The 16,041-nt window shown below is 65.0% G+C and carries 6 protein-coding genes; 5 read left to right on the forward strand and 1 reads right to left on the reverse strand.

Annotation, left to right across the window (positions count from 1 at the left end; all coding sequences use genetic code 11):
• Positions 1–72 precede the first annotated feature (72 nt).
• The gene (locus LPW26_RS07605; protein WP_238733970.1) at positions 73–4,344 is read right to left on the reverse strand and encodes an ATP-binding protein; all 4,272 of its coding nucleotides are present in this window, start codon (positions 4,342–4,344) and stop codon (positions 73–75) included.
• A gap of 283 nt (positions 4,345–4,627) precedes the next feature.
• Here LPW26_RS07605 and LPW26_RS07610 point away from each other — a divergent pair, with 283 nt between their 5' ends.
• From LPW26_RS07610 to LPW26_RS07630, 5 genes are all read left to right on the forward strand, one after another.
• Positions 4,628–6,457, forward strand: a complete 1,830-nt coding sequence (locus LPW26_RS07610) for a flagellar hook-basal body complex protein (protein WP_238733971.1) — start codon at positions 4,628–4,630, stop codon at positions 6,455–6,457.
• 46 nt (positions 6,458–6,503) lie between these two features.
• The gene (gene flgK, locus LPW26_RS07615; RefSeq protein ID WP_238733972.1) at positions 6,504–8,369 is read left to right on the forward strand and encodes a flagellar hook-associated protein FlgK; all 1,866 of its coding nucleotides are present in this window, start codon (positions 6,504–6,506) and stop codon (positions 8,367–8,369) included.
• Positions 8,370–8,376: 7 nt separating this feature from the next.
• Positions 8,377–9,984, forward strand: a complete 1,608-nt coding sequence (locus LPW26_RS07620; RefSeq protein WP_238733973.1) for a flagellar biosynthesis protein FlgL — start codon at positions 8,377–8,379, stop codon at positions 9,982–9,984.
• Between the two features lie 304 nt (positions 9,985–10,288).
• A complete protein-coding gene (locus tag LPW26_RS07625; protein WP_238733974.1) occupies positions 10,289–12,961 on the forward strand; it encodes a DUF1522 domain-containing protein in 2,673 nt (890 codons plus the stop codon).
• 403 nt (positions 12,962–13,364) lie between these two features.
• A complete protein-coding gene (locus tag LPW26_RS07630) occupies positions 13,365–16,031 on the forward strand; it encodes a DUF1522 domain-containing protein (protein WP_238733975.1) in 2,667 nt (888 codons plus the stop codon).
• The last annotated feature ends 10 nt before the right edge of the window (positions 16,032–16,041 follow it).

Genomic DNA, 16,041 nt, shown 5'->3' on the forward strand with positions numbered 1-16,041 from the left:
GATCTGGTCGCTTGTTACCATGATGATGGGCGGATGTCCTGATCTGGCGCAAGCCGGAACCGCAGCGGCGTTTCAGCCAAGCGCGCTGGCGGACATCGCCAACGCGCGGCGTAGCACCTTGGACAGATCTTCGACCGAATACGGCTTGTGCAGCAGTTCGAAGCCGTGGTGGCCGTCGTCGGCCAGGACATTGGCGTAGCCCGAGTTCAACACGATCGGCAGGTTCGGCCAGCGGGTTCGGATCTCGCGGCCGAGCGCGACTCCGTCCATTCCGGGCATCACGACGTCGCTGAGCACGATGTTGAAACGCGCGGCGTCCTGGCCGAGCAGCTGCAGGGCCTGTTCGGCGCTCGAGGCCAGCACGGTCTCGTAGCCGAGGTCGTGCAGCAGCTGGGTCGAGAACTCTCCGACCTCCGCATTGTCCTCCACCACCAAGACCCGCTTGCGCTCCTCGGACTTGTCGCTGTCGCCCGGCGCAGTGCGCTCGCGCTGTTCGATCGGTTTGTCGCTGAGCGGCAGCCGCAGCGTGATGGTGGTGCCCTTGCCGAGTTCGCTGTCGACCGAGACGTGGCCGCCGGATTGCTTGACGAAGCCGTAGACCTGGGAAAGGCCGAGTCCGGTGCCGCGGCCGACGTCCTTGGTGGTGAAGAACGGCTCGAAGATGCGGTCGATCTGGTCGGGCGCGATGCCCGAGCCGGTGTCGGTGATCGACACGGCGACGACGTCGCCGATGCCCGCGGCGTCTTCTTGATAGGTCGGGCGGGCGCGGACGACGCGGATCTGCAGTTCGCCCTGGCCATCCATCGCGTCGCGTGCATTGGCCACCAGATTGACCAGCGCCGCATCGAACTGGTTGGCATCGGCTTCGATCGCGAGCGGGCGTTCGTCAATCGTCAGCGTGAACCCGGCGCGCGAGCCGAGGGCGGTTCTGAGCATCTCGGCGATCTGCTCGATTTGCGCGGTGACGTCGAAGACCTGACGGTTCTGCGCATGACGGCGCGCGAAGGTGAGGAGCTGGCCGGTCAGTTTGGCCGCGCGATCGGCCGTATCGGAAATCGCATCGACGTAGCGCCGCATGCGATCGGGCGGCAGTTCGCGCCGGCGCAGCAGATCGGCCGAGGAGCGGATCACGGTGAGCAGATTGTTGAAGTCGTGCGCCACGCCGCCGGTGAGCTGGCCGATCGCCTCCATCTTCTGGGCTTGGCGAAAGGCTTCCTCCGCCTTGCGCCGCACGGTGATCTCGACGGCCTCGGGAACGATGGCGATGACCTGTCCCTGCGCGTCGTGCACCGGGCGCATCTGGAAGTCGAACCAGCGCCAGCCGCCGACCGGCAGGTTGAGATGCAGCTCGCGACGCACGGTTCCTCCAGCGGCGACGGCGGACACGGCTTCCTTGATCATCTCCGTCATGCCCGGCGTGCCGGCGAACCAGGGAGTATCCCAGACCGGTTTGCCGACAACGTCGTCCAGCGCTGCGCCGATGCCGGACAAGGATGTGAGATTGGCGTCGATCAGGACGCCGTCGACGCCGAGCAGGGCCTGGTAGGTGTAGCTGGCGGCGAAGATCGTGCGTAGCCGCGCTTCTTTCTGGCGCAGTTCGGCGGTGCGTGCGGCGACCTGCTCTTCGAGCTGTTCGTTGAGGTTGCGCATCGCCGTCTCGGCGCGCTTGCGCTCGGTGATGTCGCGGAAATACACCGACACGCTGCTGGAATTGGTCGGCGCGACGCGCAGGTTGAACCAGCGCCTGCTCGGCCCATGCTCGATCTCGAATTCCGAGCCGGCGCGCTCGTCCATCGCGCGGCGCAAGGCTACTTCGATGCGGCTTCCGGTCAGTGCCGGATAGACCTCCTGGCAGATTTTGCCGATCAGTTGCGAGGCCCGACGCCGCATCATCCGTTCGGCGGCGGTGTTGACGTAGGTGAAGCGATACTCGCTGTCGATCGCCACGAAGCCGTCGCTGATACTGGCGAGGATGCTCTCGGCGCGGTCGCGTGCCGCCTGTGCTTCCTGCCGCAGCGTGTGTTCGGTGCGCAGCGCTTCGCGCCGCACCTCGGCGGTGTCGAGATTGGACCGCACCCGCGCCAGCAATTCGCGGGCGCTGAACGGCTTGCTGAGATAGTCGTCGGCACCGGCCTCCAGACCCTCGACCTTGGCTTCCTCGCCGGCGCGCGCCGACAGAAAGATCACCGGCACGTCGGACAGCCTGGGATCGTTGCGCAGCGCCTTCAGCAGGTTCAGTCCGTCGAGCCGCGGCATCATGATGTCGGACAGAACCAGATCAGGCCGATGCTTCCAGGCGGCCTCCAGGGCGGCCACGCCGTCACCCACGGCTTCGACCTCGTAGCTGTCGCCGAGCAGGCGCACCACGTAGTCGCGCATGTCGGGATTGTCGTCGGCGAGCAGGACGCGGGGCCGGACTTCGTCGCGGCGGATGCCGAGTCCGAGGTCTTCGGCGGACGACGCGTGAGGCAGGTCGGCCGCGCCGCCGTCGCCCTCCAGCCAGCCCATCGCTTCATCCAGATAGGCCTGGGCCCGAATGTTGGTGGAAACCTGATGCGAAACCGGCTGAGGCCGGCCAGCCGGCACATGCGCGGTACCGAACGGCAGCGTGACGTGGAACGCGCTGCCGCGTCCGATTTCGCTTTCCACGCGGATGCTGCCGCTGTGCAGCTTGACGAGCTCCTGCACCAGCGCGAGCCCGATGCCGCTGCCTTCGATCGACCGGCCGCGCGCGCCTTCGACACGGCGGAAGCGTTCGAACAGATACGGGATCTCTTCGGGCGGGATGCCGGTGCCGGTGTCGCGCACCACGATCTCGGCCGACCGGCCGTCCGGCGAGGCGCCGACCGAGACGGCGACTTCGCCCTCGAAGGTGAACTTGAAGGCATTGGAGAGCAGGTTGAGGACGACCTTCTCCCACATATCGCGATCGACATAGACCGGCTGCGGCAATGGCGGCGCGTCGATCACCAGTCGCAACCCGGCCTTGTCCATTGCGGAGCGAAAATTGGAGGCGAGCTCGGCCGTGAATGCCGGCAGATCTACCGGACGAAAATGAGCGGTGAGTCGGCCGGCCTCGATCCGGGCGAAGTCGAGCAGGGTGTTGACCAGCTTGAGCAGGCGCAGGCCGTTGCGGTGGGCAATGCCGAGCAGGGCCTGCTGATCGTCAGACAGCCCGGTCTGCGTGATCACCTCCTCGAGCGGGCTCAGCATCAACGTCAGCGGGGTGCGAAATTCATGGCTGACATTGGAGAAGAACGCGGTCTTGGCCCGGTCGATCTCGGCGAGCGCTTCGGCGCGGCGGCGCTCTTCTTCGTAAGCATCGGCGTTGGTGATCGCGGCCGCGATCTGCCCGGCCACCAGCGCCAGGAAGTCGCGATAGCCGACGTCGTACAGCCTGAATGGATTGAGGCCGGCGACCAGAAAGCCGGAATGGCCGGTATCGCCGCTCGACTGGATCGGCAGCACGATCGCGCGGGTCGGCGGACTGCGCCAGCCGCCGGTGGGAAATTCGAAGCCGAACCGCGCCTGGAGATCGTCGACCAGTTGCGGCGTTCCTGACACCATCGCGTCGGCCACCGGCCACGACTCCGCGCCCGGCGCGACCGACAGTATCGGCTTGACGCCGGGATGGTTGGCATCGATGCCGGCCGATGCGGCGAGCCGTGCAGTCTCGCCGCCGGGCTCGACCAGATAGATCAGGGCGAACGGCAGATCGCGCGGGTTGCTTGCCAGGGCTGCGGCACTGCTTTCGCAGGCTTGCGCCACGTTGCGCGATTGCGCCGCGTTGCTGGCTACCTCGCGCAGCAGCGACAGCTGCCGCTCGCTGATGACGCGCTGGGTGTCGTCGGTATTGGCGCAGAAGATGCCGCCGGGCGAGCCGTCTTCGGTCGGGATCGGGCTGTAGGAGAAGGTGTAATAGGTCTCTTCCGGGAAGCCGTTGCGCTCCATGATCAGGAGCTGGGCTTCGACGTAGGTACCTTCATGTCCGCTGGTGGCCTTGGCGAGCAGCGGCGCGATGTCGTCCCAGATCTCGTGCCAGACCTCGCGGGTCGGCAGGCCCAGGGCCCACGGATGCTTGCCGCCGATGATCGCCTTGTAGGCGTCGTTGTAGAAGAAAATCAGGTCGCTGCCCCAGCCGATCCAGATCGGCTGTTGCGACGTCAACATGATCCGGACGGCAGTCTTGAGCGCTTGAGGCCATTGCTCGGGCGCCCCCAACGACGTCGACGGCCAATCGAACTCCCGCGACAGCGTCGTGAGTTCTCCTCCACCGAGGAAGAGATGGTCAAGACCGGCCGATTCGTCTCCGGGCGATACAACCGGCAATTTTAGGTCGGCCAACGCTGCCCCCGACACGATTGAACGGTCCGAACGCGCGTCTTCTCAAAAAGTTCCGACTTCGCAGTTCCGTGTCGGAACTTTTGGTCGTCCAGCTGACGATCAATCGGCAATTCTTGCCGAAGCCGGCAATTCCGCCACGGCTTCGGCCCGTTGGATAGTTCTTAAGCCACTGAAACAGCTGCATTGTTTCGTTGGCACGGAGTTTGCGGAAGCTCCCACAGATCGTGTCCGACCAGACAGCACAGCCAGCCGACACGGCGGCTTGAATTGGGAGAAGTGAGTAATGGGTATTTTCGGCGCTCTCACCACCTCGGTCGCGGGCCTGCGCTCGAACTCCTACGCGCTGGAGAACATCTCCGGGAATATCGCCAACTCCCAGACCACCGCCTTCAAGCGCGTCGACACCTCATTTCTCGATCTGGTCCCGCAAGGTGGCAGCAGCCAGCAGGCCGCGGGCTCGGTGACTTCCGAGTCGCGGCTGACCAACACGCTGGCCGGCTCCGTTCAGTCGGCCTCGGTCTCGACCTATATGGCGATCAACGGCGAAGGCTTCTTTGCGGTCCAGAAGCCCGGCTCCTTTGCAGACAACAGTCCGATCTTCACAGGCGTCAACAACTACACCCGTCGCGGCGACTTCTCGCTCGACAAGAACGGCTATCTGGTCAACGGCTCGGGCTACTACCTGCAAGGTGTGCCGATCGATTCGACGACCGGCAATCCGGTCGGCAGCACGCCGCAGGTGCTGAAGTTTCAGAATGACTTCCTGCCGTCGCAGGCGACCACCAAGATCAGCTATCGCGCCAACCTGGCAAGCTACCCGCTGACCACCAAGCACGACACTGCGGTGCCTGGCTCCGAATTGTTGCGTCCGGCCGACTTCGCGTCCAACCCGCAGGTCGTCGGCACTTCGCCGCCGCCGTTCGGCGACAACACCAAAGTCGGCCTGTCGTCGAACAACAAGGCAGGCAGCCCAATCACCGGGGCGACGTTGCTGAAGGGCAGCTCCGGTGACGCCGTTGCGACCAGCTTCACGATCACCGACACGGTGACGGTCGGAACCGGATCCGCGGCGAAAACCATCGCCTTCTACGATTCAGGGGCCGGCGGTTCGGCGGGCTCGGCCGCCAACACCACCTATCTCGACCTTGCCACCGCGACGGTCGCCAATCTGCTCGGCGCGATCGACACGGCGAACGGCAACACCGGCACGGCATCTTCGGCCGCAGCCGGCTCGGTGACGCTGCACACCGGCACGGCGTCGGATCTGCTCATTACGTCTTCGGCCGGCGGTTTCGCGACGCTCGGCCTGACCAGCCCCGTGACGGTGATGCGCACCGGCGGCGGCACAGTGGGCACGGGCCAAGTGATCGGCACCGACAACCAGGCCTTCCTCGACGAATCGATCTCCGGCGGCGCCACGACCGCCTATGACGGCAGCGGCGCTCCGGTGAACGTGCAGTTCCGTTGGGCCAAAATCGACTCCTCGACGCTCGGTGCCGGGCACACCGACACCTGGAATTTGTTCTATCAGGTCAATCCGAATGCCACTGGCAGTCAGGTGGCCTGGCAGAACGTCAATACTAACTTCTCGTTCAGCGCGACGGGGCAGATGAACCCGGTGATCGGGCAGCTGTCGTTGGCGAACCTCACCGTGTCCGGCGTGTCGCTCGGCACCGTCACGGTCTCGTTCGGCACAGGCGGCCTGACCCAGTTCGCCGACACCAACGGCAATGTTCAGGTCAATCAGCTGCAGCAGGATGGCTACGCCGCGGGCCAGCTGGTCAGCGTCTCGGTGAGCAATGAAGGCCGCGTCGTCGGCTCTTATTCCAACGGCCGCAACATCGACCTCGCCGAAGTCTCGGTCGCGACCTTCAACGGCGCGAACTTTCTGAATCGAATCGATGGCGGTGCGTTCGAGGTCACCAACGAGTCCGGCGAGCCGCTGTACGGCAAGGGCGGCAGCATCTCGGGCTCGTCGCTGGAGTCTTCAAACACCGACATCGCCGACGAATTCACCAAGCTGATCGTCACGCAGCAGGCCTATTCGGCCAACACCAAGGTCATCACCACGGCCAACACCATGGTGCAGGACCTGCTCAACGTGATGCGCTGAGGTGCATCGCACGCCTCGTTCTGTTTCGGTCAACGGGTAGCCGGTCATGAGTCTCGGAGACGCACTTTCGATCGCGATGGCCGGCCTGCGTGCGAACCAGGCGGCGATGTCGCTGGTGTCGTCGAACGTCGCCAATGCGGAAACGCCCGGCTACGTTCGCAAGACCATCGATCAGGTCCAGACCTATTCGGGCCCGTCCGGCAGCGGCGTCTCGGTCGTCGGCGTCAACCGCGAACTCGACGCCTTCCTGCAGGCCCAGCTGCGCACCGAAACCTCCGGCGCGTCCTACGCTTCGCTGCGGTCGGATTTCCTCAACCAGGTGCAGGGATTGTTCGGCGACCCGAACTCGACCGGGACGCTGGAAGATTCCTTCAACAGCCTGACCGCCGCAGTGCGCGCACTCGCCACCAGCCCGGACAGCACCTCGGCCCGGATCGGCCTGCTCAATGCGGCGCAGGTGATGTCCGGCGCGCTGAACGCGATGTCGAACGGCATCCAGTCGCTGCGCACCGGCGCCGAGACCGGGCTGTCGGACAGCACCACCACCGCCAACAATCTGCTGCAGCAGATCGCCTCGATCAACAACAACATCCGCAGCAATCCGGCCGGGGGCACCTCGACCGACACGGCGACGGCGGCGATGCTCGACCAGCGCGACCAGGCGATCAGCCAGCTCGCGCAACTGATGGACATCCGCGTCGTCACCGACGGTTCCAATCAGGTGACGGTCTTCACCGGCTCCGGCGTGCAACTCGCCGGCATGCAGGCCGCCAAGCTGTCGTTCGATGCCCAGGGCACGGTGACGCCGAGCACGACCTGGAGTTCGAACGCCGCAACCAGTCAGCTCGGGTCCGTCAAGGTCAGCTACGCGGACGGCAGCTCGATCGATCTGACCAGCTCGCTGAAATCCGGCAAGATGGCGGCCTATATCGAGCTGCGCGACAAGTCGCTGGTGCAGGCGCAGACTCAGCTCGATCAGTTCGCCGCCTCGATGGCGAGCGCGTTGTCGGACAAGACCACGGCCGGCACTCCGGTGACGTCCGGCACCCAGGCCGGCTTCGCACTCGATCTGTCGAACATGAAGTCCGGCAACACCGTCAATATCAGCTACACCGACACGGCCACCGGGGCCCAGCGCACCGTCTCGGTGATGCGGGTCGACGATCCGTCGGTGCTGCCGCTGCCGCAGACCGCCACGCTCGATCCCAACGACTATGTGGTCGGGATCGATTTCTCCGGCGCGTCGGGATCCGTCACCGCGCAGCTCAACGCCGCATTGAACAGCCGCAACCTGCAATTCACCGGCACCGCGCCGAACATCACGGTGCTGAACAATCCCAACTTCTCCATCGTCACCGCGGCGTCGGTGACGAGCACGGAGACGTCGCTCGCCGGGGGCAGCGCAGAATTGCCGTTGTTCACTGACGGCAGCTCCGCCTATAGCGGTGCGCTGACCGGCTCCGGTTCGCAGATGACCGGCTTCGCGCAGCGGATCGCCGTCAATCCGGCACTGGTCAACGACTCCGACAAGCTGGTGTCCTATTCGGCGTCGACGGCAGCCGGCGACACCACGCGTCCCGATTTCATCCTGAAGCAGCTCAGCACCAGCAAATTCTTGTATTCGCCCTCGACCGGGGTGGGCTCGACCGGCACGCCCTATAACGGCACGCTGCAGAACTATCTGCAGCAATTCGTGTCGCTGCAGGGCTCCAACGCGCAAGCGGCGTCGCAGCTTTCCGATGGCCAGAACGTGGTGCTGAACACGCTGCAGCAGAAGTACTCGACGAACTCCGGCGTCAACATGGACGATGAAATGGCGCATCTGCTGTCGCTGCAGAACGCCTATTCGGCCAATGCGCGCGTGATGTCGACGGTGAACCAGATGTATCAGACGCTGATGCAGGCGATGTGAGGCAGCAATGGCAATCGACGGCGTAAGCGGGCGTACATCCTACATCGGCACCGGAATTATCAACATCCGGAGCCAGATCGAGAACCTGACCGCGCAGCTCGCGAACGGTCGCGTTTCGACGACCTATGCGGGCGACGGGACCGGCCGCAGCCTGGCGATCGGCATGCGCGCGCAGGTGGCGAACATCGCCAGCTATTCCGACACCATGACCAACATCAACACCCGGATCAGCGTCGCCAATCTGTCGCTGCAGCGGCTCGACGCGATCGGCAGCGAGGTGAAGGGTGCCGCCGCGAGCGCCGGCGCGACGCTCGACAACACCGGCCAGTCGGCCGGGCAGAAGACGGCCGGGCTGGATTTCTTCGATGCCGTCGACATGCTGAACGCGCAGTCCAGCGGACGCTATCTGTTTTCGGGGCGCGCCACCGACACCGCGCCGGTGACCTCGGCCGATCAGATCATGAACGGCAACGGCGCTGCGATCGCCGGGCTCAAGCAGATCATCAGCGAACGCCACGACGCCGATGTCGGCACCGACGGCATGGGGCGGACGATCGTCTCGACCGGCGCCACGCCGACCTCGGTGCAGATCGGCGAAGATTTCGCGGCCAATCCCTACGCGACGCCGACCGCGATCGGGGCCTCGCCGTTCGGTCTGAAGATCTCGTCGATCGCCACCACCATCGCCGGCGCGACGGTGACCCAGCCCACCGAGACGCCGCCGACCTCGGCGCCGGCAGCGCCCAACCCAGTGGCGATGGGGATCGACCTGGGCGGCAATCTGCCGAACGAGGGCGACACCGTGTCGTTCACCTTCAACCTGCCGGACGGCTCGCAGGAGACGATCAAGCTGACGGCGTCGTCTCAGTCGCCGCTGCCGGCCAACAGCTTCGCGATCGACCCGGGCGATCCCCTGGCGGTACCGGCGGTGCCTGCGTCGCCGTCGATCACCGCTGGAAACCTGAAGACGGCGCTTACCGATGCGGTGCAGAAGCTGTCGGGCAGTGCGCTGTCCGCCGCTTCGGCCATCAAGGCCGGCGACGACTTCTTCAACAAGACGCCGCCGCTGCGGGTCGCCGGCACCGCGCCGTTCGGCGCCGCCACCGCGCAGGTGGCCGGCACCAAGGCCGATACCGTGTTCTGGTACAATGGCGAGCCGGACTCATCGACAGATCCGGCGCGCGGCACCGCCATTGGCCGCGTCGACGACTCCATCACGGTGCAATACGGCATCCGGGCCGACGAGCAGGCGCTGCGCAAGCAGTTGCAGACCGTGGCGGTGTTCGCCGCGGTGACCACCTCGGCAAGCGATCCGAACGGCGCCAATAAACTCGCCGCGCTCAACCAGCGCGTGTCAGCGAACCTCGCGGTGGTGTCGGGGGAGCAGACGATCCAGAATATCCAGGCGGACCTCGCCGGCGCCCAGGCCGCGATGAAGGCCACCGGCGACCGCCAGACCCAGACCAAGGCGCTGGCGCAGACCATGCTGGATTCGATCGAGGGCGTGAACAATGACGAAGTCGCGACCAAGATCCTGGCGCTGCAGACCAGTCTGCAGGCGTCGTATCAGTTAACGTCGCAGCTCTATCAGATGAGCCTCGTCAAGTTTCTTTAGTTAAAGGTCTGTCAACGAATGAGCCGCCGTTGCGTCGATCGCACGGCGGCTTTTGTTTGCGTGCAGCCACGGTACAATCCCCGCAAGCCGAACGAAATTCAGCATCTTTAGGCCGACGCGGCGCTGAATTCGCGCACTATGAGATGCGCTACCTCGTTGTTTCACGAGGAAAAAGCCATCGTTTTATGCGCGCTTTCGTGCGCTAAAGGGAGTGCCTTACCTTTACGCATTTTTAGAGTCTGCCCGTCATGGTTCCGCGGTCGATCAAGAAGATCGTATTTGCGCACCAGGAAGGTAGCATCACATGTCAGGTATCGTTCTCTCGAACGCCGTTCGCCAGAATCTCTCGTCGCTTCAGGCCACGGCAGACTTGCTCGCCACCACCCAGAGCCGCCTCTCGTCCGGCAAGAAGGTGAACACGGCGCTCGATAATCCGACCAACTTCTTCACGGCCGCCTCGCTCGACGCCCGTGCCAGCGACATCAACAACCTCCTCGACGGCATTGGCAACGGCGTGCAGATTCTGCAGGCCGCGAACACCGGCATCACCTCGCTCACCAAGCTGGTGGACAGCGCCAAGTCGATCGCCAACCAGGCTCTGCAGACCGTCACGGGCTACGCGACCAAGTCGAACGTCTCGACCACGATCGCCGGCGCCACCGCCGACGACCTGCGCGGCACTCAGAGCTTCACCAGCTCCACCGCGCTCGGCTCCGTGCTGTTTGACGGCACCGCCGGCGGCACCACACCGCTGTCGGCCACCGATACGCTCGGCGCCGCCGCGAACTCGATCGCCAACACGGTCGCCAAGACGACGACCAACTCGGCCACCGATGGTACGGTCAACGGCACCGCTCTGAAGATCGGCACCGGTGGTGCGGATGCGACGGGCGCGACCCTGATCAGCGCGCTGACCAACGGTGCGACTGCCTCGGCCACAGGCCCGGTGTCCGGCGACTCGATCACGGTGAACGGCAAGACCATCACCTTCACCACCGCCGGCGCGTCCAGCAAGGACAGCTACGGCAACTACACGATCGGTATCGACCAGTCGATCGACTCGCTGCTCGACACCATCGACACCATCAACGGCAACACCGCCAAGACGTCGACCGTCACCGGCGGCTTGATCGAGCTGCACACCGGCACCAACAGCCCGCTGACCCTCGGGGACAACTCGAACGGCACCGTGCTGAGCAAGCTCGGTCTGTCTGCCGGCACCGTTGCGTTCGGTGCCGCTGGCGCCGCTGCCAACGTCACCGACACGACGAAGCTGTTCAACACGCAGGGTGCGCTCAGCACCAGCGCGATCGCCGACGGCACCACCCTGAGCGTCAATGGCAAGACCATCACGTTCAAGGCCGCCGACGCGCCGCTCGCTTCCGACGCTTCGACCGGCACCGGCGTGCTCGGCCGGATCTCGACCGACGGCAACGGCAATTCGACGATCTATCTCGGCAATCAGACCAACTTCACCAACGCGACCGTCGGTGACGTGCTGACTGCCATCGATCTTGCCAGCGGTGTGAAGTCAGCCAGCATCTCGAACGGCGTGGCCAACATCAGCACCAACTCCGGCCAGACCGCTTCGACCTCCGCTGCCGGTATCACCACGATCCGTGGCTCGACCGGTGCCGACCTCAGCATCACCGGCTGGTCCGACCTGTTCAACAACATGGGTCTGACCACGTCGGCCGGCTCCGGCCCGGTGACCCTGTCGTCGACCCGCACCACCAGCGCCTCGACCATGGGCACGCTGATCGAAGACGGCTCGACCCTGAACGTCAATGGCAAGACCATCACGTTCAAGAACGCCGCGGTTCCGACCGCGTCGTCGACCCATCAGGGCATTACCGGCAACGTCGAAACCGACGGCAACGGCAATTCGACGGTGTACCTGCAGAAGGGCACCATCAATGACGTGCTGAAGGCGATCGACCTGGCCACCGGCGTGCAGAAGGCGACGCTGGGTGTCTCGGGTGCCACCGTGGCGACTGCCACCGGCACCGCCAACTCGTCGATCCTGGCGAGCGGCACGCTGAAGATCTCGACCGGCCTCACCTCCGATCTGAGCATCAACGGCACCGGCAACGCGCTGGCGGCGCTGGGCCTGACGGGTCCGAGCGGCACTGCGACCACGTTCACGGCGTCTCGCGGTGCCAGCGAGGGCAACCTCGACGGCAAGAGCCTGACGTTCAGCTCGTTCAAGGGCGGTTCGGCGGTCAACGTCACGCTCGGCGACGGCACCAACGGCACGGTCAAGACGCTGGCTCAGCTCAACGTTGCGCTCGCCGCCAACAACATGACGGCGTCGATCGACAACTCGACCGGCAAGCTGACGATCGCCGCATCGAACGACTACGCCTCCTACACCCTGGGTGGCGCAGACGGCGGTGCGATCGGCGGCACCCTGGCTTCTTCGGCAACGTTCTCGGTGCCGGCGGCGCCGGTGGCTGACCCGAACGCGCAGACCACCCGCGCGGGCCTGGTCAAGCAGTTCAACGACATCATGGACCAGATCACCACCACGGCCCAGGATGCTTCGTTCAACGGCGTCAACCTGCTGAACGGCGACACCCTGAAGCTGGTGTTCAACGAAACCGGCAAGTCGACGATCTCGATCCAGGGCGTCACCAACAACCCGACCGGCCTCGGCCTGTCGAGCCTGAACGCCGGGACCGACTTCATCGACAACTCGCACACCAATGCGGTGCTGGCGAAGCTGAACACCGCTTCCACCACGCTGCGGTCGCAGGCTTCGGCCTTCGGTTCCAACCTGTCGATCGTGCAGGCCCGTCAGGAGTTCTCGAAGAACCTGATCAACGTGCTGCAGACCGGCTCGGCCAACCTGACGCTGGCCGACACCAACGAGGAAGCGGCCAACAGCCAGGCGCTGACGACCCGCCAGTCGATCGCAGTGTCCGCGCTGTCGCTGGCCAACCAGTCGCAGCAGGGCGTGCTCCAGCTGCTGCGCTGATCCGCAGCGCACGTCGCAACATCGTCACGAGGCGGCGGGGGAAACCCCGCCGTCTTTTTTTGATTCGCGTTAGGAAAAAAAGGGCAGGGATGCCCTGCGGCGGTCTCGCCCAAACCATCCCGCTATTTCCAGGCCATTGATAAACTACACTTTTTAAATGCCCGAGCGGCCTTAATCGGCTGTTAACCATATTTTAAAGTCCGCGCGCCATAGTACCGATGCTCAGGAAGAAGGTTTGGCCGAGAATCGGCTGCGTTGATCCGGACAGTGCGCGAGCACGGCCGAGGTCCCTCTCCAGAACAGGCGTCTAAACACAACCGGCGAGCGACGCGGCAGAGCCCGCGCGCGAGCAGCAGCGTACGACCGAAGTCGTCGCACAGCGCGGATCAGGAAGGTTTGCACCATGTCTGACGTGGTTCTCTCGGCATCAGTTCGCCAGAATCTGTTATCTCTGCAATCGACCGCAGAGCTGCTGTCGACCACCCAGAACCGGCTTGCGAGCGGCAAGAAGGTCAACACCGCGCTCGACAATCCAACAAACTTCTTCACCGCGGCAGGGCTCGACAGCCGGGCCAGCGACATCAACAATCTGCTCGACGGCATCAGCAATGGCGTCCAGATCCTGCAGGCGGCCAACACCGGCATCACATCGCTGAACAAGCTGATCGACACCGCCAAGTCGATCGCCAACCAGGCGCTGCAGTCGAACGTCGGCTACACCACGAAATCAAACGTTTCAGCCACCATCGCAGGCGCGACGCCGGACGATCTGCGCGGCACCCAGACCTTCGCCAGCGCGACCGCCACCAGCAACGTGGTCAACAATGGCAATGCCGGCGGCACCACGCCGGTGGCGCTGAGCAGCACGCTCGGCGGCGGCGTCGGCAGCATCACCGGCGGCTCGGCGATCACCAAGCCGGTCGCGGCCGACAACTCGGCCACCGGCACGGCGCTGCACATCGGCACGGCCAGCGCGCTCGCGGACGGCACGACCCTGATCAGCGCGCTGACCAGCGGCCTGACCAGCACCGCAACCGGCCCGCAGGCCGGTGATGTCCTCGTCGTCAACGGCAAGACCATCACCTTCACCACGACGGGCTCGCAGGCCAACGACGGCAACGGCAACTACACGATCGGCATCAATCAGCCGCTCAGCGCGCTGCTGGCGACCGTCGACTCGATCAACGGCAACACCAGCAATCCGTCGGTGGTCGACGCCAACGGCCGGCTCGAGTTGCACACCGGCACCAATCGTGCGCTGTCGATCAGCGATACGACCGGCGGCCAGGTGATGGCGAAGCTCAATCTGAGCCCGACCGTCGACGTGGCGCTGAACACCGGCGCGACCAGCGCGATCACCGCCACCACCAAGCTGTTCAACACGGTCGGCGGTTTGCAGACCGGCGCCATCGCCGACGGCACCACGCTGAACGTGAACGGCAAGTCGATCGTGTTCAAGGCCAGCGATCCGCCGAACGCGGCAGGCCTGCTGGCCGGTTCGGGCGTGCTCGGCAATATCGTCACCGATACGTCGGGTAACTCGACGATCTACATGGGCACCAGCAACGCCTACACCTCGGCCACGGTCGGGGACGTGCTGACCGCGATCGATCTGGCGAGCGGCGTCAAGACCGCCACGATCGCCGGCGGCGTCGCGACCTTCGCGACCAACGGCACGCCTTCGCAGATCTCTGGTTCGGGTGTCGTGACCCTGCAGACGTCGACCGGCGCTGATCTCAGCATCACCGGTCCGGCCGACTTCCTCAACACGCTGAAGCTGACCGGGTCCACCGGTCCCGGCCCGGCCACGGTGACCGCGACCCGCACCACCAGTGCGGCGACGATCGGCACGCTGATCCAGGACGGCGCGACGCTGAACGTCAACGGCAACATCGTCACCTTCAAGAACGCCCCGGTGCCTGCGGCGTCCGCCACCCACACCGGCGTGACCGGCAATATCGAGACCGATGGTCTCGGCAATTCGACCGTGTATCTGCAGGGCGGCACCATCGCCGACGTGCTGACTGCGATCGATCTTGCCACCGGCGTGCAGATCGCAAAGCTGAATTCGGGCGGCGCCACGCTGTCGACCCAGGTCAACTCGGCGAGTTCGTCGCTGTCGAGCGGCGCGCTGAAGATCTCGACCGGCAGCGCCTCCGATCTCACCATCAGCGGCACCGGCAATGCGCTGGTGGCGCTCGGCCTCGCCGGCAACACCGGCACCTCGACCGAGTTCAAGGCCTCGCGCGCGTCCGGCACCGGCGGCGTCTCCGGCAAGAGCCTGACCTTCACCTCGTTCAAGGGCGGAACGCCGGTCAACGTCATCTTCGGCGACGGCACCGGCGGCACGGTGAAGACGCTGGCACAGCTCAATGCAAAGCTGGCGACCAACAACATGACCGCGCAGATCGATGCCAATGGCTTGCTGACGATCTCCTCGAACAACGACTATGCGTCGGCGACACTCGGTTCGGTCGCCGACGGCGGCACGGTCGGCGGCACCATCACGGCGACGCTGACCTTCAGCACGCCAAATCCGCCGGTGGCCGACGTCACCGCGCAGATGGCGCGGTCCAAGCTGGTCGATCAGTACAACAACGTCATTCAGCAGATCACCACCACGTCGCAGGACGCCTCGTTCAACGGCGTCAATCTGCTCAACGGCGACACGCTGAAGCTGGTGTTCAACGAGACCGGCAAGTCGACTCTGAACATCGTCGGCACCGCGCTCAGCCCGGCGGCGCTCGGCCTGCCGACGCTGGTGTCCGGCGTCGACTTCATCGACAACGCCGCGACCAACAAGACGCTGACCGCTCTGAACAACGCGTCGACCACGCTGCGCTCGCAGGCGTCGTCGTATGGTTCGAACCTGTCGATCGTGCAGATCCGCCAGGACTTCGCCAAGAACCTGATTAACGTGTTGCAGACTGGCTCGTCCAACCTGACGCTTGCCGACACCAACGAAGAAGCGGCCAACAGCCAGGCACTTTCGACGCGCCAGTCGATCGCGGTCTCGGCGCTGTCGCTGGCCAACCAGTCGCAGCAGAGTGTGCTGCAGCTGCTCCGTTAAGCGCGACAGA

The sequence above is a fragment of the Rhodopseudomonas infernalis genome (assembly GCF_022271405.1).
GTDB lineage: Bacteria > Pseudomonadota > Alphaproteobacteria > Rhizobiales > Xanthobacteraceae > Rhodopseudomonas > Rhodopseudomonas infernalis.